This is a genomic window from Neisseria sp. RH3002v2f (assembly GCF_014596375.1).
GTDB lineage: Bacteria > Pseudomonadota > Gammaproteobacteria > Burkholderiales > Neisseriaceae > Neisseria > Neisseria cinerea.
The window spans coordinates 70,198-91,267 of sequence record NZ_MAYZ01000019.1 but is presented as its reverse complement, the minus strand read 5'-3'; the positions used below and the strand labels follow the sequence as shown (position 1 = coordinate 91,267).

The window sequence follows — 21,070 nt, the reverse complement described above, 5'->3', positions numbered from 1 at the left end:
TATTATCGGATAAAGTAAATATTGGGTGAATTTTCGTTTGCCTTTTTGATGGCACGTGCCGCATCCATCATTTCTTCCCGATGTTCTTTACGGTATTCAGCTCGCTCGGCACGCTCGCTTGCCTGAATAGCACGACTTCTCGCCTGCATTTCCGCAGCAGATTCTTGAGATACAAAACGGCGGTCTGCGTAAGTACATGCCGTCATCAACATCGCAGCTGCCGACAACAAAATCAGTTTCTTCATTTTATTATCTACCTATATTTAAGTTTATCTGTAAATCATGCTATCACTATATATCATATATATAGCGTCAATATTTTTTAAAAAATAAATTTGGCATCTTGTACTTCTTGGTCCGCATACCACGCTCCGACTTGCCCCATGCCGTTTTTTTACACTACAATCCCCTAGACCATCCTGCAAAACGCACCAAAGGAATACGCCGCAATAACCTGCCGCCTTTCAGACGGCATAAACTTTTCCGAGACGAGCAAACCATGAACACACTGATCCGATTCCTCCCCGAACACCTGCAACAAAACCAGCTGCCCGAATCACTCGGCGGCGTTTTACTGTCTGTCGTTTCCGCCTGTACCGAAATCAACGCCAAAGTCCGCCTGGGTGCACTTGCCGGCGTATTGGGCATGGCAGGTACGGGCAATATTCAGGGCGAAGACCAGAAAAAACTAGATGTTATCGCCAACAACATCATGATTGACGCACTCAAAGCCAATCCTGCCGTTGCCGGGCTCGCAAGCGAGGAAGAAGATACATTCGTAAACGCCGATGAAAACGGATGCTATCTCGTCCTCTTCGATCCTTTAGACGGCTCGTCCAACATCGATATCAATATCTCCGTCGGTACCATTTTCTCCATCCTTGAAAAACCTGAAGGAGAATTGAAAACTGAATCCTTCTTACAAGCCGGCAGATGCCAGCTTGCCGCAGGCTATGTCCTCTACGGGCCTCAAACCCAGCTCGTGTTCACATTCGGGCACGGCGTATATATGTTCACACTCAATGCCGAAAACGAATTTGTGCTGACCAAAGAAAACCCGAAAGTACCGGAAAGCACTAAAGAATTCGCCATCAATATGTCCAACCGCCGCCATTGGTTTTCTCCCGTACAACAATACATAGACGAGCTCTTGGCAGGCGAAACCGGTACGCGCGGCAAAAACTACAATATGCGCTGGGTAGCCAGTATGGTTGCCGAAATCCACCGTATACTGATGCGCGGCGGCGTGTTCATGTATCCGCAAGACAAACGTGACCCCGCTAAACCCGGCAAACTGCGTCTGATGTACGAAGCCAACCCTATGAGCCTGATACTTGAACAAGCCGGCGCATCGGCAAGCAATACACACCAGGACATGCTCGACATACGCCCGGAAAACCTGCACCAGCGCGTCGCCGTTGTCATGGGCAGCAGCGAAGAAGTGGATTACCTCAACCGTCTGCATTCAAAATAGGCAGAGGCCGTACTGATAAAGACCGGCGGCAGCGTGAATCCGATACTGCCGCCGATATTTCAAGCATATCCTCCAGAAAAACAGAAAACCGCCTTTCCGAACGATAAAAATGCCGTCTGAAAAATTTTCAGACGGCATTTTAAAAATTAAAGCTCAAATTTATTTGCCTGCCACTTTTTGCAGGATGGCGTACAGTTCGTCTTTCAATTTCAATTTGGCTTTTTTCAGTTCCTCAATCGCTTCTGCACCGCTGGTAATCGGATTATTGACCAAACCGGTAATTTTGTCGTCCAGCTCGTTGTGCTCGTCAAACAGACGTGCGAAGTGGGAATCTTCCTGTTTCAACTTGGAAATCAAATCACGGTATTCTGGGAACATATTGCTCTCCTCTCTTCATTAACGGGTTAAAAAGCAAACTGAATCTTTACATTGATTATAACAAAGATAATATTTTTATCCAGTATTTTATTGGATGCGGCAAAATTTTCTTTTAACACCGCCGTCCGGTTGATAAAACCGTTGACAATATCACGCTTTACGCATAAATTTTCAGCCCTTATACCCTGATTACACAAAGGAGCCGAGAACATGTTTTCAAAAAGCGTTACCCTCGCACAATACGACCCCGATTTGGCAGCAGCCATTGCCCAAGAAGACAAGCGCCAGCAAGACCACGTCGAGCTGATCGCCTCTGAAAACTACGTCAGCTGTGCCGTTATGGAAGCCCAAGGTTCGCAATTGACCAACAAATACGCTGAAGGCTATCCCGGCAAACGCTACTACGGCGGCTGTGAATACGTCGATATTGTCGAACAATTAGCGATTGACCGCGTAAAAGAACTGTTTGGCGCCGCCTATGCCAACGTTCAACCGCACTCCGGCTCCCAAGCCAACCAAGCCGTGTACGCTTCTGTTTTGAAACCGGGCGACACTATTTTGGGTATGTCTCTGGCACACGGCGGCCACTTGACCCACGGTGCAAGCGTTAATATCTCAGGCAAGCTCTACAACGCCATTACTTATGGTTTGGATGAAAATGAAGTGCTCGATTATGCCGAAGTAGAACGCTTGGCTCTTGAACACAAACCTAAAATGATTGTGGCCGGTGCGTCTGCCTACGCGTTGCAAATCGACTGGGCAAAATTCCGTGAAATCGCCGATAACGTCGGCGCATACCTCTTTGTCGACATGGCGCACTATGCCGGACTGATTGCCGGTGGCGAATATCCTAACCCCGTGCCATTCTGCGACTTCGTAACCACCACCACCCACAAAACCCTGCGCGGCCCTCGCGGCGGTGTGATTTTGTGCCGTGACAATACCCACGAAAAAGCGCTAAACTCTTCCATCTTCCCAAGCCTGCAAGGCGGACCGTTGATGCACGTTATCGCTGCCAAAGCCGTAGCGTTTAAAGAAGCGTTGCAACCTGAGTTCAAACAATACGCAAAACAAGTGAAAATCAATGCTGCCGCCATGGCGGAAGAATTGGTCAAACGCGGTTTGCGCATCGTTTCCGGCCGTACCGAAAGCCACGTTTTCCTCGTTGACCTGCAACCGATGAAAATCACCGGCAAAGCCGCCGAAGCCGCTTTGGGCAAAGCTCACATCACTGTCAACAAAAACGCCATCCCGAATGATCCGGAAAAACCATTCGTTACCTCCGGCATCCGCATCGGCTCCGCCGCCATGACCACTCGTGGTTTTAACGAAGCCGACGCGCGCGTATTAGCGAACTTGGTTGCCGACGTTTTGGCCAACCCTGATGACGAAGCCAACCTTGCCAAAGTCCGCGAACAAATTACCGAGCTTTGCAGCAAGTATCCCGTTTACGGTGCGTAAACTTTTTTAAAAACAAATGCCGTCTGAAAATTTCAGACGGCATTTTTCCAATCGGTTAAAATACCGCCTCGACATTGTCTTTTGGAAAACCCGTGGTTGCATCTGCCATCGACTTCATCCTCCATATCGACCAACACCTGCTTGCGCTGTCGGCGCAATACGGCATTTGGATTTACGCCATTTTATTTATTATTGTGTTCTGCGAAACCGGTATGATTATTACCCCCTTCCTGCCCGGCGATTCGCTGCTGTTTGCCGCCGGCGGGATTGCCGCACTAGGTGGTATGGATATTCATCTGATGGTTATGCTGCTATTTGTCGCCGCTATACTCGGTGACGCGCTCAACTTTACCGTCGGTAAGTATTTCGGCGGCAGGCTGTTCGCCAACCCCGATTCTAAAATCTTCCGATGCGAATATCTCGATAAAACCCACCGTTTTTACGAAAGACACGGTGGAAAAACCATCATCATTGCCCGTTTTGTACCTATCGTCCGCACCTTTGCCCCCTTTGTTGCCGGCATGGGCAAAATGCATTATGCAAAATTTATCCGCTATAACATCATCGGCGGCTTCTTGTGGGTTATCCTGTTTTCTTATGCAGGCTATTTCTTTGCCAACTTCCCCGTCGTAAAAAATAATCTGGGTTTGGTGATGGGCGGCATCATTATTGTTTCCATCCTGCCGGGTGCGGTTGAAATTGCCCGCGCCAAACTTGCGGTAAAATCCAAACGGTAACTGTTGAGAATTTGTATCATGAATATATTATCCGTAGAAAACGCTTCCTTTGCCGTCGGCCATGTCGCCCTGCTCGACAAAACTTCCTTCCAACTCGACAGCGGCGAAAAAATCGGCTTAATCGGCCGCAACGGCGCGGGTAAGTCTTCGTTTCTGAAAATCCTCGCCGGCGTGCAAAAGCTCGACGACGGGCAGATTATCGTTCAAAACAACCTCAAAATCGTTTATGTGCCGCAGGAATCCTTTTTTGATAAGGATGCAACCGTATTTGATACCGTTGCCGAAGGTTTGGGCGAAATTCGCGATTTATTGCGCCGTTATCATCATGTCAGCCATGAGTTGGAAAATGGTTCGAGTGAGGCTTTGTTGAAAGAGCTCAACGAATTGCAACTTGAAATCGAAGCGAAGGACGGCTGGAAACTGGATGCGGCAGTAAAGCAGACTTTGGGCGAACTCGGTTTACCGGAAAACGAAAAAATCGGCAACCTCTCCGGTGGTCAGAAAAAGCGTGTCGCCTTGGCGCAGGCTTGGGTGCAAAAGCCCGATGTATTGCTGCTGGACGAACCGACCAACCATTTGGACATCGATGCGATTATCTGGCTGGAAAACCTGCTTAAAGCGTTTGAAGGCAGCCTGGTCGTGATTACCCATGACCGCCGTTTTTTGGATAATATCGCCACGCGCATCGTCGAACTCGACCGCGGCATTCTGCGCTCCTATCCCGGCTCGTTCTCTAAATACAGCGAGAAAAAAGCGCAAGAGTTGGCAGTCGAGGCGGAACATAACCGCCTCTTCGACAAATTCCACGCACAGGAAGAAGCATGGATACGCAAAGGCATCGAAGCGCGCCGTACCCGTAATGAAGGCCGCGTGCGCCGTTTGGAAGAGCTGCGCCGCCAGCGCACCGAACGCCGCAATGTGCAGGGGCAGGTCAATTTCAAGCTCGACAGCGGTGAGAAAAGCGGCAAAATCATCGCCGAACTGGAACATGCCTCGTTTGCCTATGGCGACAAAGTCATCATGGACAAATTCTCCGCCATCTTGCAGCGCGGCGACAAAATCGGCTTAATCGGCCCAAATGGTATTGGCAAAACCACCTTCCTCAAGCTGATTTTGGGCGAATTGCAGCCGACCTACGGCAGAATCCGCATCGGCAGCAAGCAGGAGGTCGCCTATTTCGACCAGTTCCGCAGCGCGTTGAACGAAAACGACACCGTGTTTTACACGCTCGGACAAGGCAACGATTACGTCGAAGTCGGCGGCAAGAAAAAACATGTCATGAGCTATTTGGAAGATTTCCTGTTCCATCCAGCCCGTGCACAAAGTCCTGTTTCATCGCTCTCCGGCGGCGAACGCAACCGCCTCCTGCTGGCAAAACTCTTCACCCGCCCTGCCAATATCCTGGTCTTGGACGAACCGACTAACGACTTGGACATCGACACCCAAGAGTTGCTCGAAGATTTGCTGCGTGATTACCAAGGTACGGTATTCCTCGTCTCGCACGACCGTATGTTCCTTGATAACGTGATTACCCAAAGCATTGTTTTCGAAGGACAAGGCCGTCTGAAAGAATACATCGGCGGCTATCAGGACTATATCGACGCAAAATCACGCGAAGAGAAAATTCAGACGGCATCCGCACCCAAAACAGCCGATGCCGAACCAGTGAAAGAAAAACCCAAAGCCAACCGCACGGTCAAACTGTCCTACAAAGAGCAGCGCGAACTCGATGCCCTGCCCGACGAAATCGCCGCTTTGGAAGCCGAACAGGCTGAAATCAATACCCAACTTTCCGATCCTGAAATTTTCAAAGATTACGAAAAAGCAGGTGCATTGCAAAACCGCGCCGAAGAAATCGAAATGCTGCTTTTGGAAAAGCTGGAACGCTGGGAGCTGCTGGAAACCAAACAGAACGGCAATGCCGTCTGAAATCAAATAGGAAGAAAAAAATGTTCAAACGACCTGAAGAAATCATCGTCCTGATACTTGCCGTCCTCTGGATTGCCGGTACGTATTTTCTCTCCGCCCTGTTTGGAGCGGATGCTTATACCGTGTTAAAAATCACTGCCCTTACCCTGCTTTGGTCTGCCGCATCATTCCTCCTTTGGCAAAAAAACCTCAGCCGGCATATCTGGCCGCTGCTGCTCGGCTGCCTGACTGCCTGTTGGTGGCCGTATCTGAATCAATCGGTCGCACCCGGTTCTTTACCTTGGTATGCATCATGGACGTTCAAAACCATCTTAGCCCTGATTCCCGTAACCGCAGGTTATCTGTTTAAATGGAAACAATACCGGCAGCGCAAAACAAAGCCGTAAGCCCGTCTTTTTTCAGACGGCATCTTCGGTCAGACTGTCAACAATTCCGATAAAATGCTATACTCGCACCCCTTATCATGCCGTCTGAAACCGCCTTTTGGGAAAGCAGAAATGATCAGCAAACAAGAATACCAAGCCCAAGCCGCACAAGGCTACAACCGCATCCCGCTCGTGCAAGAACTTCTTGCCGACTTGGATACGCCGCTTTCCCTCTATCTCAAACTTGCCAACCGCCCCTATACCTACCTGCTCGAATCCGTTGTCGGCGGCGAACGTTTCGGCCGCTATTCCTTTATCGGCCTGCCTTGCAGCCACTATCTTAAAGTCAGCGGCAAACACGTCGATGTTTATCAAAACGGCGAAATCGTCGAGCAACACGACGGCAATCCGCTACCCTTTATCGAAGCCTTCCACAACCGTTTCAAAACACCCGAAATCCCAAGCCTGCCGCGCTTTACCGGCGGATTGGTCGGCTACTTCGGTTACGAAACCATCTACAATTTCGAACACTTCGCCCACCGCCTGAAAAACACCGCCAAAGCCGATCCGCTCGGCACGCCCGACATCTTGCTGATGTTGTCGCAAGATTTGGCGGTGATTGACAATTTGAGCGGCAAAATCCACCTCATCGTTTACGCCGATCCGTCGCAGCCCAATGGCTACGAACGCGCCCGCGAACGCCTCGAAGACATCCGTACCCAATTGCGCCAAAGCTGCGCCATCCCGCTCTCGCTCGGCAGCAAACATACTGAAGCCGTCAGCGAGTTCGGCGAAGAACCGTTCAAAGCCTGCGTCGATAAAATCAAAGACTACATCTTCGCAGGCGACTGTATGCAGGTCGTCCCAAGCCAGCGCATGAGCATGGAATTCACCGACAGCCCGCTCGCCCTCTACCGCGCCCTGCGCACGCTCAACCCTTCGCCTTATCTCTTCTACTACGATTTCGGCGATTTCCACATCGTCGGTTCCTCGCCCGAAATCCTCGTCCGCCGCGAACGCAACGACGTTATCGTCCGCCCCATCGCCGGCACGCGCCTGCGCGGCAAAACCCCTGCCGAAGACCTTGCCAACGAACAAGACTTATTAAGCGACGCCAAAGAAATCGCCGAACACGTCATGCTCATCGATTTAGGGCGCAACGACGTCGGCCGCATCAGCAAAACAGGCGAAGTCAAAGTAACCGACAAAATGGTGATTGAAAAATACTCCCATGTGATGCACATCGTTTCCAACGTCGAAGGCCGTCTGAAAGAGGGCGTTACCAACATGGACATCCTCGCCGCTACCTTCCCTGCCGGCACACTTTCCGGCGCACCCAAAGTCCGCGCCATGGAAATCATCGAAGAAGTCGAACCGAGCAAACGCGGCATCTACGGCGGCGCCGTCGGCGTCTGGGGTTTCAACAACGACATGGATTTGGCAATTGCCATCCGCACCGCCGTGATTAAAAACAATACCCTCTTCGTCCAAAGCGGCGCAGGCGTAGTTGCCGACTCCAATCCTGAATCAGAATGGCAGGAAACGCAAAACAAAGCCCGAGCAGTGGTTCGGGCGGCGCAGATGGTGCAGGAAGGGTTGGATAGGTAAACTTGGCGTTTTTAGACAGCCTTTAAGGAATCAACAGGCCGTCTGAAAATCCAAACAATAAGCAGCAATCGTTTGATTAAAACAACTATCTTTACCGAGTCATTCCCACGCAAGCGGGAATCCAGAAATTTGAAATGACGGGAATCTCTAAATATTTCCGAAAGATTGAGGCCTAAATTCCCGCCTGCACAGGAATGACGGATTAACGGTTTCAGACAACCTGAAATAAACAGTAGAACACAGACAAATTAAACCGCTATGAATAAATCCCCCATCCTCCCGCCCGCCATGCTCGGCATCCTCGGCGGCGGACAATTAGGCAGAATGTTTACCGTTGCCGCCAAAACCATGGGCTACAAAGTAACCGTTCTCGACCCCGATCCGAACGCACCGGCGGCGGAACTTGCCGACCGCCATTTGTGCGCGCCGTTTGACGACCAAGCCGCTTTGGACGAGTTGGCAAAATGCGCAGCGGTTACCACTGAATTTGAAAACGTCAATGCCGACGCGATGCGCTTTCTGGCAAAACATACCAACGTTTCCCCCAGCGGCGACTGCGTTGCCATCGCGCAAAACCGTATTGAGGAAAAAGCGTGGATACGCAAAGCGGGATTGCAAACCGCGCCGTATCAAGTGGTTTGCTGTTCAGACGACATCAGCGAAGCAAGCGCGCAATTTTTGCCCGGCATCCTGAAAACGGCTACGTTGGGCTACGACGGCAAAGGTCAAATCCGCGTCAAAACGGTGGATGAACTCAAAGCCGCGTTTGCCGAACACGGCGGCGTAGATTGCGTTTTGGAAAAAATGGTGGATTTACGCGGCGAAATTTCCGTTATCGTATGCCGTCTGAACAATGACAACGTGCAAACCTTCGACCCCGCCGAAAACATCCACGAAAACGGCATCTTGGCCTATTCCATCGTCCCTGCGCGACTGAGTGCCGACGTGCAGCAACAGGCGCGGCAGATGGCACAACGCTTGGCAGACGAATTGAATTATGTCGGCGTGTTGGCGGTGGAAATGTTCGTCGTCGGCGACACGCATGAATTAGTCGTCAACGAAATCGCGCCGCGTCCGCACAATTCCGGCCACCATACCATCGACGCCTGCGCGGCAGACCAATTCCAGCAACAGGTCCGCCTGATGTGCAACCTGCCTCCGGCTGATACCAAATTACTGAGCTCTTGCTGTATGGCGAATATTTTGGGCGACGTCTGGAAGGAAGACGGCAGCGAACCCGAATGGCTGCCGCTGCAAAGCCATCCGAATGCACACCTGCACCTATACGGCAAAAAAGCCGCGCGGAAAGGTCGGAAAATGGGGCATTTCACCATGTTGGGAACTGACTCCGACTCCGTATTCCTGCAAACAAAAATCCTACACCAGTCTTTATAATCGGAACGCCGGCAGTCTAAGTCTGCCGGCAATCCATACGCCAACCTTGCTAATATACCGCCATGAGCCTGTTGACACTGTTACGCCCCGCTACCGTACAAGACTGCAACGATATCTTCAACGTCCACCTGCACTCTGTCCAATACACCTGCATCCGCAGCTACAACGACCAGGCCCTGCAAGTATGGGAAGGCCTGCTCAATACAGATAGCTACCTACCGACCATTTCAGATCCCGATAAAGCACTTTGGGTCGCGGAATATAAAGGCAGCATTCAAGGCTTTTTCCAAATCGACTGTCGCGAAGCGCAGCTTGACGCACTTTACGTCCACCCCTTATTCCACAATCTGGGGTTGGGTACTTCGCTGCTTTATCAGGCAGAAACCATTGCCCGCCAGTCCGGTCTAAGTTTCCTAAAACTCTATGCCTCGCTCAACTCCATCCCGTTTTACCTCATCAACCGCTACGAATCACTCGGTTCCGCAATATTACAGCTTGACTCAAGCATCAAAATCAAATGCGAACTGATGCGGAAACACCTCTGACTACTCCTTATAACCAAAACTGATAATCTTCAAATCAAACATTATTTCTACAAACACCAATAGCCGTATAAAGTTGCCGTATCCACCAACCGACAGGATACGCACATGAAAACCTACTCACCGGCACTCTATACCGCAGCCCTGCTCACCGCATGCAGCCCCTCTGTAAACCCAGATAATCCGTCAGGGCAAAATATCCCGGCAAATACCGAATCCAACGGTAAAACCATCGCCCTGCTCAATGCCTCATACGATGTAGCACGGGATTTCTACAAAGAATACAACCCATTATTTATCAAAGAATACCAATCCAAACATCCCGGCACATCCGTCAGCATCCAACAGTCCCACGGGGGTTCTAGCAAACAGGCATTATCCGTAGCCAACGGCCTTCAAGCCGATGTCGTCACCATGAACCAATCCTCCGATATCGATCTGCTCGAAAAAAAAGGACTGGTACAAAAAGGCTGGAAACAAGCCCTACCAGACCATGCAGCCCCCTACACCAGCACCATGGTTTTCCTTGTCCGAAAAAGCAATCCGAAACAAATCCACGACTGGAACGACCTTGCCAAAAACGGTGTTAAAATCGTCATCGCCAATCCCAAAACCACAGGCAACGGACGCTATGCATTCCTCGGCGCGTACGGCTACGGCTTGAAAGCGACCAACGGCAACGAACAGGAAACCCAAAAACTCGTTGCAGCCATTCTCAAAAACACCCCCGTTTTTGAAAACGGAGGACGAGCCGCCACCACCACCTTCACACAACGAAACATCGGCGACGTACTCATCACTTTTGAAAACGAAGCCAACTACGTCAGCAAAAAACTGACAAAAGAACAATTTGAGATTGTTTATCCCAGCTACACCATTTCCGCCGAAAGCCCCGTTGCCGTCGTAAACAGCGTCGTCGGAAAAAAAGGCACACAGGAAGCCGCCCAATCCTATCTCGAATACCTTTGGAGCGAACCAGCGCAAGAACTCGCCGCATCGCTCTACCTGCGCCCGCGTAACGCCGAAGTATTGGCACGGCACAAAGCCGACTTCCCGGACTTAGACACCTTCTCTCCAGAAGAAAAATTCGGCGGCTGGGAAAAAATCATGAAAACCTACTTCGCCGACGGCGGCATGCTCGACCAATTAAGCGCTAAAAAATAAACATCATACCGCCCAAACCTCCTGATGCCGTCTGAACCACTTTCAGACGGCATCGTCCAACCTCTGCAAGCCCATCCTGGCAAGCCCAAACAAATTCCCCTACAATCACATTTTCAAGCCAAAATAACGACAAAACAAATAACAGGAAAAAACATGAATACTGACTTCCAAAACATCCTCAAACAACTGGGCAAACAGGCCAAAAAAGAAGCGGCAGAAAAACAGGAAGCCGAAAAAAACAAGCAAAAACAAGAACAGGATTTGGATTTTTCACAAGTAGTCGGACAAGTCTCCCCATTAAAAAACCGTCAACAATATTATGCACCGCCCGACAAAACCCCCATCAAAGTCCGTCCTAAAGATACCCGCACCGACGAAGAAAACTATTTTTACATCGGCAGCACATACAATGAACCGCCCGCCAGCTTCAGCAAAAACGGACAGGGAAAAAACGACATTCAACGCCTGAAAAACGGATACTATCCCGTCGTTACCGATGTCGACCTACACGGCTACAACCAAGAAGAAGCCCAAAAAGTCCTCAACGAATTCATCGAGTTCACCCAAAAACGCGGTGTATGCGGAGAAATCATCCACGGCAGCGGATTAGGTTCCAAAGGCTACACACCCGTACTCAAAAACATGACCCGCAACTGGCTGATGCAGCACCCTGAGGTACTTGCCTATGTCGAACCGCGGGAAGGCAACGACGGCTGCGTCCGCATCCTGCTCAAACGCAAATCAAGGCAGCAAGACTGACAAATTTCTCCAACAGACTTGGCAGCACCTCACAATATCCGTATAATTTGCAAACCATTTCTGGGGGCGACCTTGGTTTCGACGGGGGTTGCGAAGCAGATGCGGGCATACCGGGGTCTCAGATTCCCGTAAAACACTGAATTCAAATAGTCGCAAACGACGAAACTTACGCTTTAGCCGCTTAAGGCTAGCCGTTGCAGCAGTTGGTCAATGGACTGTGTGGCGAAAGCCACTGCAACGTCATCTTACATTGACTGGTTTCCTGCCGGGTTACTTGGCAAGAAATGAGACTTAAGGTAACTGGTTCCCTGAAGGCCTGTCGGTCGGCATGACGGGGATAAGATTCCAAATAGATACGACTAAGTATGTAGAACGCTTTGTAGAGGACTTTCGGACGGGGGTTCGATTCCCCCCGCCTCCACCATACCCTATTTTCAGTAGTATCCTGCAATACGCATAAAGCCTTGAAATTCAACATTTCAAGGCTTTTTTACATCATCATCCGTCATTCTTTAAAATTCAATACAAACCTTCATCTGAATCCGATATTGACGATGCCTTAGCATGCCGTCTGAAAGCAACTGCACTTCAACGCCAATCCATACCCAATCATTACTATCCGCAATATCGGCAGTCCAATATGTCTTTGCGGATGTAGTTCAGCAGGAAGGCTGCGGTGTCTTCGTGTTCCGCCTGTACGAAGACAAAGAGTCGGGCGATGATTTTGCCGATGAAGACTTTTTGCAGGGCGCAGGCGTCGGTCAGGGTGTGTTCCTGCAGGAAGCTGCGGATGTCTTCGGGCAAGGTGTAGTCGCGGGCAACGGCGGCAAAGCGGGCATCGGTTTGCAGGCGGTCGAGCAGGGTTTGGTTTTTGTCCAACTTAATACCCGCTTCTTTTTCTTCGGCGGTGGCACGGACGAACTGGTCGTAAATTTCGGCATAAAGCATATCGTTCGGACCTTCGAAGATGGTGAAGGGGCGGATGTCGATAGCGATATTGCTGGCGGTGTGTCCGCGTTCAAAACCCTTCGCGCCCAAGAGTTTTTGCAGCATTTGTGCGGCGGCGTAAGTGTATTCCGTGGCGAGGGTTTTGATGATGTTTGCCTCCATCAGTTGATGGGCGACGGGTGCAACGGGCGAAACGGAATGGCAGACGTAGCGGTAAAGAATCTCGGAAACCTGATGGCGGCGTTGGATTTCGCGGCGTTCGTAATCGACGAATTTGATGTCGTTGCGAACGTATCGGTTCAGGTTTTCAAGGATGTATTCCATGATACCGTGCGTCATGCCGATCAGTTGCAGACGGCTGCGGATAAAGATGTTTTGGAACGCGCGCAAACCGGCGGTGTCGCTCTGAGAGAGTTTCATGACGGCGGCGGAGGGCATTTGGGCATCAATACAGTTGACGGCATAACGGACGGCGCGCAAGCCTTCAGATGTGAGGGCTTCATAGCGGATGTATTGTTTGGGAACGAGCAGCAGATCGATGATTTTGGAGAGTTTGCCGTTTTTGCGCTCTTTGGCGGCAACGAGGAGAAAGTCGCTTTGCGAGTTGCCTTGCCAATATTTCGCGGCATTGACGTAAATGGTTTGTTCGTCGATATATTCATAATAGGACTGCATTTCTCGGGCAATCGCCGCGCCGGAGGTTTCGGGTTCGGTAACACCCAAACCACCGCCCTCGCCTTTGAAAACCATGTCCAAACCTTGCGCGACTTGCGCTTCGTCGCCGAATTCTTGCAGGGGCTGCAACACCAACGCGCCCTCGATGCCGGTACGCAGGGTAACGGGCACGCCGTAATGCCCCGCAATCCGCAATACTTCCTGAATTTCAAACTGACTACCCTTGCGACCGCCGTGTTTTTTGTCGAGGAAGGGCAACAGCAAACCCGCCTGCTTCAAGGCAAGCCATTTGTCTTCGGGCAGGTATTGCATGAGGTTGATGCCGTCTGAAAAAATGCGGCGGAATGCGGATTCGATGTGCTTTAAAAAAGCAGCCGTGCCCATGGTTGACGGCTGCGCGCTTGATTCAGTGTGTGTCATCATATTTTCCGGTTAATTTCTATTAACGGGCAGTTTTATCAAACCGCCGCCCATAATTTAGAGTTTAGTTTCTAAAATTTACCACAAAGTATGACAGCTAACAATCCGCTTCACTATTTTCATGCTAATCAATCTTTCAGACGGCATCAGATTATCGCCATCGTGTTAGAATTGCCGTTTGCCTCCGTATCTAAAATATTTCCGCGCCATGACCTATCCTATCCCCAAACCCCGTGAAAAATCCCGTTGGCTCAATCTGTCTCAAGGCTCACTGCCCTTGGCTTTGGCGCGTTATCTGCCGCATAAGCAGCTCAAGGTTGTCTTGACCCAAGATGCGGAACAGGCGCTACGCCTTCAGACGGCCTGGCTGTTTTTCCGTCCGCACGATACTGCGGTGTTCCTGCCGGACTGGGAAACGCTGCCTTACGAGCGTTTTTCGCCGCATCAGGATTTGGTGTCGGAGCGGCTCTCTGCGTTGTGGCAGATTAAGAGCGGCGCGGCGGACGTGTTGTTCGTACCGGTTGCCACGGCGATGCAGAAGCTGCCGCCCGTGCCGTTTCTGGCGGGGCGCACGTTCTGGCTGAAAACGGGGCAGACTTTGGATATAGGTCGTCTGAAAACCGATTTGGTGGATGCGGGCTACAACCATGTTTCCCATGTTGTCGCGGCGGGCGAGTTTGCCGTGCGTGGCGGGATTGTCGATTTGTTCCCGATGGGCAGCGAAATGCCTTACCGCATCGATTTGTTCGACGATGAAATCGACAGCATCAAAACCTTTGACACCGAGACACAGCGCACCATCTCCCCCGTTTCCGAAATCCGCCTGCTGCCGGCGCACGAGTTCCCCACCGACAGCGAGGCGCAAAAAATCTTCCGCAGCCGCTTCCGCGAGGAAGTCGATGGCAATCCGAACGATGCGGCTGTGTACAAAGCCGTCAGCAACGGCCACTTCGGCGCGGGCGTGGAATATTATCTGCCACTGTTTTTTGAAAACGAGCTGGAAACGCTGTTTGACTATATCGGCGACGATGCACTGTTTGTCTCTTTGGGCGACGTTCATGCTGAGGCAAACCGCTTTTGGAGCGACGTCAAATCGCGTTACGCCATGGCGCAGGGCGATGAGACCTATCCGCCTTTGCTTCCACAGCATTTGTATCTCTCTGCCGATGTATTCGCAGGCCGTCTGAAAAACTACGGACAAGTGCTGCCCGATGTTTCCGGCAAGGAACACACCCTGCCCGACCTTGCCGTCAACCGCCAGTCCGACGAGCCTTTGCAGGCATTGAAGGATTTTCAGACGACCTTTGATGGGCGGATTTTGCTGTGCGCCGAAAGTCTGGGACGGCGCGAAACCATGCTCGGCTTCTTGCAGCAAAATGGCTTGAAAGCCAAACCTGTGTCCGACTGGCAAGGCTTTTTATCGGCGCACGAGCCGCTGATGATTACAGTGGCGCCGTTGGCATACGGATTCAAACTGGGCGGGCTGCAATCTCCGAACCAACAGCAACCTACTCCCGACTCCGAGGGAGAAGGTTGGGGAGAGGGCAAAGCGGTTGCCGCTCAAAGTGCCATCGCCGTCATCACCGAATCCGACCTCTACCAATACGTCGCCCGTTCGCGCGTCCACAACCGCCGCAAGAAACATGCCGCTGTTTCAGACGGCCTGTTGCGCGACCTTGCCGAAATCAATATCGGCGACCCCGTCGTGCACGAGGAACACGGCATCGGGCGGTATATGGGCTTGGTAACGATGGATTTGGGCGGCGAAACCAACGAAATGATGTTGCTCGAATACGCGGGCGAAGCGCAGCTTTATGTGCCTGTTTCGCAACTGCATTTAATCAGCCGCTACTCCGGCCAGGCGCATGAAAACGTCGCCCTGCACAAGCTCGGCAGCGGCGCGTGGAACAAGGCGAAACGCAAAGCCGCCGAAAAAGCGCGCGACACCGCCGCCGAGTTGCTCAACCTCTACGCCCAACGCGCCGCCCAATCAGGACACAAATTTGAAATCAACGAGTTGGACTATCAGGCGTTTGCCGACGGCTTCGGCTACGAGGAAACCGAAGACCAGGCCGCTGCCATTGCCGCCGTGATTAAAGATTTGACGCAGGCGAAGCCGATGGACCGCCTCGTGTGCGGCGATGTCGGTTTCGGCAAAACCGAAGTCGCCCTGCGCGCCGCGTTTGTGGCGGTGATGGGCGGCAAACAGGTCGCCGTACTCGCCCCGACCACGCTTCTGGTCGAGCAGCACGCGCAAAACTTCGCCGACCGCTTCGCCGATTTCCCTGTGAAAGTCGCCAGCCTTTCGCGTTTCAACAACAGCAAAGCCACCAAAGCCGCGCTGGAAGGCATGGCGGACGGCACGGTCGATATCGTTATCGGCACGCACAAATTGGTGCAGGATGACATCAAATTCAAAAACTTAGGTTTAGTGATTATCGATGAAGAACACCGCTTCGGCGTGCGCCAGAAAGAGCAACTCAAACGCCTGCGCGCCAATGTCGATATCCTCACCATGACCGCCACGCCGATTCCACGCACCCTCAGCATGGCGCTCGAAGGCCTGCGCGACTTCTCGCTGATTACCACCGCTCCCAGCCGCCGCCTCGCCGTCAAAACCTTTGTCAAACCCTTCAGCGAAGGCAGCGTGCGCGAAGCCGTATTGCGTGAACTCAAGCGCGGCGGGCAGGTATTTTTCCTGCACAATGAAGTGGATACCATCGAAAACATGCGCGAGCGGCTGGAAACCCTGCTGCCCGAAGCCCGCATCGGCGTGGCGCACGGACAACTGCGCGAGCGCGAGTTGGAACAAGTCATGCGCGACTTTTTGCAGCAAAGATTCAACGTGTTGCTCTGCTCCACCATCATCGAAACCGGCATCGACATCCCCAACGCCAACACCATCATCATCAACCGCGCCGACAAATTCGGGCTGGCGCAACTGCACCAGCTTCGCGGGCGCGTCGGCCGCAGCCACCACCAAGCCTACGCCTACCTGCTCACGCCCGAATACATCACCAAAGACGCAGAAAAACGCCTCGACGCCATTGCGGCGGCAGACGAACTCGGCGCAGGTTTCACCCTCGCCATGCAGGATTTGGAAATCCGCGGCGCAGGTGAAATCCTCGGCGAAGGTCAGTCCGGCGAAATGATACAGGTCGGCTTCACGCTCTACACTGAAATGCTCAAGCAAGCCGTACGCGACCTCAAAAAAGGCCGCCAACCCGACCTTGACGCACCATTGGGCATTACCACCGAAATCAAACTGCACAGCCCGGCATTACTACCTGAAGACTACTGCCCCGACATCCACGAGCGCCTCGTCCTCTACAAACGCCTCGCCGTCTGCGAAACCGTGCAGCAAATCAACGCCATACACGAAGAACTCGTCGACCGCTTCGGCCTACCCGAACAACCCGTCAAAACCCTGATTGAAAGCCACCACTTACGGCTTGCGGCAAAAGAACTGGGTATAGACGCCATTGATGCGACCGGAGAGGCGGTAACGGTAACCTTTGGCAAAAACAATAATGTCGATCCAACCGAAATCATCCTGCTGATTCAGAACGACAAAAAATACCGCCTTGCCGGCGCGGATAAGCTGCGATTTACCGCAGATATGGAAAATATCGAGGTCAGAATCAATACAGTAAAAAACGTTTTAAAAACCTTGCAAACCAGATGCCTGCCTAAAGAAAGCCGATACGGCAATGCCGTCTGAAACATTGTTTTCCTTGTCTGAAAGCTGCCATTATGAATTTGAAGGAAACTCCACTATAATACGGCATTCAGATTTTCAGACGGCATCCTGTCCGTCAGACCGCACCAAAACAACAAAAGGAAATACATGTTCCGTACCATGCTTGGCGGAAAAATCCACCGCGCCACCGTTACCGAAGCCGATTTGAACTATGTCGGCAGTATTACCGTCGATCAGGACCTGTTAGACGCGGCAGGCATCTACCCCAACGAAAAAGTCGCCATCGTCAACAACAACAATGGCGAACGTTTTGAAACCTATACCATTGCAGGGAAACGCGGCAGCGGCGTGATTTGCCTGAACGGTGCTGCGGCCAGGCTGGTACAGAAAGGCGATATCGTCATCATCATGTCTTACGTCCAACTCTCCGAACCCGAAATCGCCGCGCATGAGCCCAAAGTCGTCTTGGTGGACGGAAACAACAAAATCCGCGACATCATCTCCTATGAGCCGCCGCACACCGTGCTGTAACCCTGAAAACGGACATTGACCATGGATATTAAAATCAACGGCATTACCGTCGGTAACGACGCTCCTTTCGTACTGTTCGGCGGCATCAACGTTTTAGAAAATTTGGATTCCACCCTCCAAACCTGCGCGCATTACGTCGAAGTTACCCAAAAACTCGGTATTCCCTATATCTTTAAAGCATCTTTCGACAAGGCAAACCGTTCCTCCATACATTCTTATCGCGGCGTAGGCTTGGAAGAAGGCTTAAAGATTTTCGAAAAAGTCAAAGCAGAATTCGGCATCCCCGTCATTACCGACGTACACGAACCCTATCAGTGCCAACCCGTTGCCGAAGTGTGCGATGTCATCCAGCTTCCCGCATTCCTTGCGCGGCAGACCGATTTAGTGGTTGCCATGGCAAAAACCGGCAAGGTTGTCAACATCAAAAAACCCCAGTTCCTCAGCCCCTCTCAAATGAAAAACATTGTGGAAAAATTCCGCGAAGCCGGCAATGGGAAACTGATTTTATGCGAACGCGGCAGCAGCTTCGGCTACGACAACCTCATTGTCGATATGCTCGGTTTCGGCGTGATGAAACAAACCTGCGACAATCTGCCGGTCATCTTTGACGTTACCCACTCCCTGCAAACAAGGGAATCGGGCTCTGCCGCTTCCGGAGGAAGACGGTCGCAAGCACTGGATTTGGCACTTTCCGGCATGGCTGCCCGGATTGCAGGCCTGTTTCTTGAATCCCACCCCGATCCGAAACTGGCAAAATGCGACGGCCCCAGCGCACTGCCGCTGCACCTTCTGGAAGACTTTTTAATCCGCATCAAGGCATTGGACGATTTAATCAAATCGCAGCCGGTTTTAACCATTGAGTAATAGGGACAAACTGCATCCATCATGCGAACCTTACGAAAAATCAGCCTTTACGCCGCAACTTTATGGCTTGGCATACAAATTGCCGCCGGCTACATCGTTACACCGATTTTGTTCAAAATGCTACCCAAAATGCAGGCAGGGGAAATTGCAGGCGTTTTGTTCCATATCGTTTCTTGGTCAGGGCTGATCATTTGGGGAATACTGTTTCTGGCACATACTAAAATCCTGACCCGCCTGCAAACCATTTTATTATGTACTTTGCTGCTTTCTGTCGCCATCAACCAGTTTCTAATTGCCCCTGTCATCGAGGCATTGAAATACGGTCACGAAGATTGGCTGCTGTCTCTGCTTGGCGGATCCTTCGGAATGTGGCACGGCATTTCCAGTATTGTTTTTATGGCAACCGCCCTACTTTCGACAGCCTTAAGTTGGCAACTTTCTTCCTGTAAGAATGCCGTCTGAAGCCCTACCGTTTTACCTCCCTTCACCTCACTTGGAGAATATTCATGAGTGCAATTATTGATATTTTTGCCCGAGAAATCCTAGATTCACGCGGCAACCCAACCGTAGAATGCGACGTACTGTTGGAATCCGGCGTAATGGGACGCGCAGCCGTACCAAGCGGCGCATCAACCGGTCAGAAAGAAGCTTTGGAACTTCGCGACGGCGACAAATCTCGTTACTTGGGCAAAGGCGTATTGAAAGCCGTTGACCACGTCAACAACCAAATCGCGCAAGCCCTCATCGGTATCGATGCCAGCGAACAATCTTATATCGACCAAATCATGATCGAATTGGACGGTACTGAAAACAAAGGCAACTTGGGTGCCAACGCGACTTTGGCCGTTTCTATGGCCGTAGCACGCGCAGCCGCTGAAGATGCAGGCCTGCCCCTGTACCGTTACTTGGGCGGCGCAGGCCCAATGGCCCTGCCTGTTCCGATGATGAACGTTATCAACGGCGGCGAACATGCCAATAACAGCTTGAACATTCAAGAATTCATGATTATGCCTGTCGGCGCAAAATCCTTCCGCGAAGCCCTGCGTTGCGGTGCCGAAATTTTCCATGCACTGAAAAAACTGTGTGACAGCAAAGGCTTCCCAACTACCGTTGGCGACGAAGGCGGTTTCGCACCTAACCTGAACAGCCACAAAGAAGCCCTGCAACTGATCGTCGAAGCAACCGAAGCCGCCGGCTATAAAGCAGGCGAAGACGTATTGTTCGCCCTGGACTGCGCATCCAGCGAATTCTACAAAGACGGTAAATACCACTTGGAAGCCGAAGGCCGCTCTTACACCAGCGCAGAATTTGCCGAATACTTGGAAGGCCTGGTTAACGAATTCCCAATCATTTCCATCGAAGACGGCATGGACGAAAACGACTGGGAAGGCTGGAAACTGCTGACCGAAAAATTGGGCAAAAAAGTTCAATTGGTCGGCGACGACTTGTTCGTAACCAATCCAAAAATCTTGGCCGAAGGCATCGAAAAAGGCGTAGCAAACGCATTGCTGGTCAAAGTCAACCAAATCGGTACTTTGAGCGAAACCCTGAAAGCCGTCGACTTGGCCAAACGCAACCGCTACGCCAGCGTAATGAGCCACCGCTCCGGCGAAACCGAAGACAGCACCATTGCCGACTTGGCAGTTGCCACCAACTGCATGCAGATCAAAACCGGCTCCCTCTCCCGTTCCGACCGTATGGCAAAATACAACCAACTGCTGCGTATCGAGGAAGAATTGGCGGAAGCCGCCTACTACCCCGGGAAAGCCGCATTCTACCAACTGGGCAAATAAAAAAGGTTTAACGTATGAAGTGGGTAACTGTCGTTTTATCCGTCTCACTTGTCTGCTGCCAGTACAGCCTCTGGTTCGGCAAAGGCAGTATCGGACGCAACAACAACCTGAAAGATCAAATTGCCGTTCAGGAAGAAAAAAACCAGACACTCGCTTTACGCAATAATTCTCTGGCCGCCGAAGTCTATGATTTAGAAAACGGTCAAGAAGCCATTTCAGAAATTGCCAGAGTAGAATTAGGCTACATCCAAGACGGTGAAACTTTTTACCGACTCATCAGGCATAACCGGTAATGCTGTACAAAAGCCGTCTGAATCCGTTTCAGAC

Annotated in this window: 19 protein-coding genes and 1 other RNA gene; 17 read left to right on the top strand and 3 right to left on the bottom strand. The window is 51.5% G+C overall.

Features of this window, described 5'->3' with window-relative positions:
- Window positions 1-2: 2 nt before the first annotated feature.
- Window positions 3-245: a hypothetical protein gene (locus tag BBW69_RS03015; protein WP_188210368.1), complete on the bottom strand. Its 243-nt coding sequence runs from the start codon at window positions 243-245 to the stop codon at window positions 3-5.
- 254 nt (window positions 246-499) lie between these two features.
- Between BBW69_RS03015 and BBW69_RS03010 the strand changes: the two genes are divergently transcribed.
- On the top strand, window positions 500-1,474 hold the full coding sequence (locus BBW69_RS03010) for a class 1 fructose-bisphosphatase (protein WP_188210367.1): 975 nt from the start codon (window positions 500-502) through the stop codon (window positions 1,472-1,474).
- A 159-nt stretch (window positions 1,475-1,633) separates the two neighbouring features.
- Here the strand turns inward: BBW69_RS03010 and BBW69_RS03005 are convergent, their stop codons facing one another.
- Window positions 1,634-1,852 (bottom strand): YdcH family protein, encoded by a 219-nt coding sequence (locus tag BBW69_RS03005; RefSeq protein ID WP_003675287.1) that lies wholly within the window; start codon window positions 1,850-1,852, stop codon window positions 1,634-1,636.
- A 210-nt stretch (window positions 1,853-2,062) separates the two neighbouring features.
- Here BBW69_RS03005 and glyA point away from each other — a divergent pair, with 210 nt between their 5' ends.
- From glyA to ssrA, 10 genes are all read left to right on the top strand, one after another.
- On the top strand, window positions 2,063-3,313 hold the full coding sequence (glyA, locus tag BBW69_RS03000; RefSeq protein ID WP_188210366.1) for a serine hydroxymethyltransferase: 1,251 nt from the start codon (window positions 2,063-2,065) through the stop codon (window positions 3,311-3,313).
- 92 nt (window positions 3,314-3,405) lie between these two features.
- Window positions 3,406-4,050, top strand: a complete 645-nt coding sequence (locus BBW69_RS02995) for a DedA family protein (protein ID WP_107859996.1) — start codon at window positions 3,406-3,408, stop codon at window positions 4,048-4,050.
- An 18-nt stretch (window positions 4,051-4,068) separates the two neighbouring features.
- On the top strand, window positions 4,069-5,979 hold the full coding sequence (locus BBW69_RS02990; RefSeq protein ID WP_188210365.1) for an ATP-binding cassette domain-containing protein: 1,911 nt from the start codon (window positions 4,069-4,071) through the stop codon (window positions 5,977-5,979).
- A gap of 20 nt (window positions 5,980-5,999) precedes the next feature.
- The gene (locus tag BBW69_RS02985; RefSeq protein ID WP_188210364.1) at window positions 6,000-6,365 is read left to right on the top strand and encodes a hypothetical protein; all 366 of its coding nucleotides are present in this window, start codon (window positions 6,000-6,002) and stop codon (window positions 6,363-6,365) included.
- Window positions 6,366-6,476: 111 nt separating this feature from the next.
- On the top strand, window positions 6,477-7,952 hold the full coding sequence (trpE, locus tag BBW69_RS02980; protein ID WP_188210363.1) for an anthranilate synthase component I: 1,476 nt from the start codon (window positions 6,477-6,479) through the stop codon (window positions 7,950-7,952).
- Window positions 7,953-8,210: 258 nt separating this feature from the next.
- The gene (locus tag BBW69_RS02975; protein WP_188210362.1) at window positions 8,211-9,347 is read left to right on the top strand and encodes a 5-(carboxyamino)imidazole ribonucleotide synthase; all 1,137 of its coding nucleotides are present in this window, start codon (window positions 8,211-8,213) and stop codon (window positions 9,345-9,347) included.
- Between the two features lie 62 nt (window positions 9,348-9,409).
- Entirely contained in the window at window positions 9,410-9,892 is a 483-nt protein-coding gene (locus tag BBW69_RS02970) for a GNAT family N-acetyltransferase (RefSeq protein WP_188210361.1), read from the top strand.
- A 105-nt stretch (window positions 9,893-9,997) separates the two neighbouring features.
- Complete coding sequence (locus BBW69_RS02965) at window positions 9,998-11,053, top strand: sulfate ABC transporter substrate-binding protein (protein ID WP_188210360.1); 1,056 nt, start codon at window positions 9,998-10,000, stop codon at window positions 11,051-11,053.
- A 153-nt stretch (window positions 11,054-11,206) separates the two neighbouring features.
- Entirely contained in the window at window positions 11,207-11,812 is a 606-nt protein-coding gene (locus BBW69_RS02960) for a Smr/MutS family protein (RefSeq protein WP_188210359.1), read from the top strand.
- A gap of 62 nt (window positions 11,813-11,874) precedes the next feature.
- Window positions 11,875-12,236, top strand: a transfer-messenger RNA (tmRNA) gene (ssrA, locus tag BBW69_RS02955).
- 191 nt (window positions 12,237-12,427) lie between these two features.
- Here the strand turns inward: ssrA and BBW69_RS02950 are convergent.
- Window positions 12,428-13,855: an acyl-CoA dehydrogenase family protein gene (locus BBW69_RS02950; protein ID WP_188210472.1), complete on the bottom strand. Its 1,428-nt coding sequence runs from the start codon at window positions 13,853-13,855 to the stop codon at window positions 12,428-12,430.
- Between the two features lie 208 nt (window positions 13,856-14,063).
- On the opposite strand from BBW69_RS02950, the gene mfd reads away from it, so the two are divergent.
- From mfd to ftsB, 6 genes are all read left to right on the top strand, one after another.
- Window positions 14,064-17,576, top strand: coding sequence for a transcription-repair coupling factor (gene mfd, locus BBW69_RS02945; protein ID WP_188210358.1), 3,513 nt, complete (start codon window positions 14,064-14,066; stop codon window positions 17,574-17,576).
- A 126-nt stretch (window positions 17,577-17,702) separates the two neighbouring features.
- Complete coding sequence (panD, locus tag BBW69_RS02940; protein WP_002217080.1) at window positions 17,703-18,086, top strand: aspartate 1-decarboxylase; 384 nt, start codon at window positions 17,703-17,705, stop codon at window positions 18,084-18,086.
- Between the two features lie 21 nt (window positions 18,087-18,107).
- On the top strand, window positions 18,108-18,950 hold the full coding sequence (kdsA, locus tag BBW69_RS02935) for a 3-deoxy-8-phosphooctulonate synthase (protein WP_188210357.1): 843 nt from the start codon (window positions 18,108-18,110) through the stop codon (window positions 18,948-18,950).
- 18 nt (window positions 18,951-18,968) lie between these two features.
- A complete protein-coding gene (locus BBW69_RS02930) occupies window positions 18,969-19,412 on the top strand; it encodes a DUF4149 domain-containing protein (RefSeq protein WP_188210471.1) in 444 nt (147 codons plus the stop codon).
- Window positions 19,413-19,456: 44 nt separating this feature from the next.
- On the top strand, window positions 19,457-20,743 hold the full coding sequence (eno, locus tag BBW69_RS02925; RefSeq protein ID WP_188210356.1) for a phosphopyruvate hydratase: 1,287 nt from the start codon (window positions 19,457-19,459) through the stop codon (window positions 20,741-20,743).
- 14 nt (window positions 20,744-20,757) lie between these two features.
- The gene (gene ftsB, locus BBW69_RS02920) at window positions 20,758-21,036 is read left to right on the top strand and encodes a cell division protein FtsB (RefSeq protein WP_107859965.1); all 279 of its coding nucleotides are present in this window, start codon (window positions 20,758-20,760) and stop codon (window positions 21,034-21,036) included.
- Window positions 21,037-21,070 lie beyond the last annotated feature (34 nt).

Bases quoted from the DNA above. Each gene is read 5' to 3' on its own strand.
- glyA (WP_188210366.1), top strand. From the start codon at position 2,063: ATGTTTTCAAAAAGCGTTACCCTCGCACAATACGACCCCGATTTGGCA.
- BBW69_RS02950 (WP_188210472.1), bottom strand. From the start codon at position 13,855: ATGACACACACTGAATCAAGCGCGCAGCCGTCAACCATGGGCACGGCT.
- mfd (WP_188210358.1), top strand. From the start codon at position 14,064: ATGACCTATCCTATCCCCAAACCCCGTGAAAAATCCCGTTGGCTCAAT.
- BBW69_RS02970 (WP_188210361.1), top strand. From the start codon at position 9,410: ATGAGCCTGTTGACACTGTTACGCCCCGCTACCGTACAAGACTGCAAC.
- ftsB (WP_107859965.1), top strand. From the start codon at position 20,758: ATGAAGTGGGTAACTGTCGTTTTATCCGTCTCACTTGTCTGCTGCCAG.
- eno (WP_188210356.1), top strand. From the start codon at position 19,457: ATGAGTGCAATTATTGATATTTTTGCCCGAGAAATCCTAGATTCACGC.
- BBW69_RS03005 (WP_003675287.1), bottom strand. From the start codon at position 1,852: ATGTTCCCAGAATACCGTGATTTGATTTCCAAGTTGAAACAGGAAGAT.
- kdsA (WP_188210357.1), top strand. From the start codon at position 18,108: ATGGATATTAAAATCAACGGCATTACCGTCGGTAACGACGCTCCTTTC.
- BBW69_RS03015 (WP_188210368.1), bottom strand. From the start codon at position 245: ATGAAGAAACTGATTTTGTTGTCGGCAGCTGCGATGTTGATGACGGCA.
- BBW69_RS02960 (WP_188210359.1), top strand. From the start codon at position 11,207: ATGAATACTGACTTCCAAAACATCCTCAAACAACTGGGCAAACAGGCC.
- BBW69_RS02985 (WP_188210364.1), top strand. From the start codon at position 6,000: ATGTTCAAACGACCTGAAGAAATCATCGTCCTGATACTTGCCGTCCTC.
- BBW69_RS02990 (WP_188210365.1), top strand. From the start codon at position 4,069: ATGAATATATTATCCGTAGAAAACGCTTCCTTTGCCGTCGGCCATGTC.
- BBW69_RS02965 (WP_188210360.1), top strand. From the start codon at position 9,998: ATGAAAACCTACTCACCGGCACTCTATACCGCAGCCCTGCTCACCGCA.
- BBW69_RS03010 (WP_188210367.1), top strand. From the start codon at position 500: ATGAACACACTGATCCGATTCCTCCCCGAACACCTGCAACAAAACCAG.
- panD (WP_002217080.1), top strand. From the start codon at position 17,703: ATGTTCCGTACCATGCTTGGCGGAAAAATCCACCGCGCCACCGTTACC.
- BBW69_RS02975 (WP_188210362.1), top strand. From the start codon at position 8,211: ATGAATAAATCCCCCATCCTCCCGCCCGCCATGCTCGGCATCCTCGGC.
- trpE (WP_188210363.1), top strand. From the start codon at position 6,477: ATGATCAGCAAACAAGAATACCAAGCCCAAGCCGCACAAGGCTACAAC.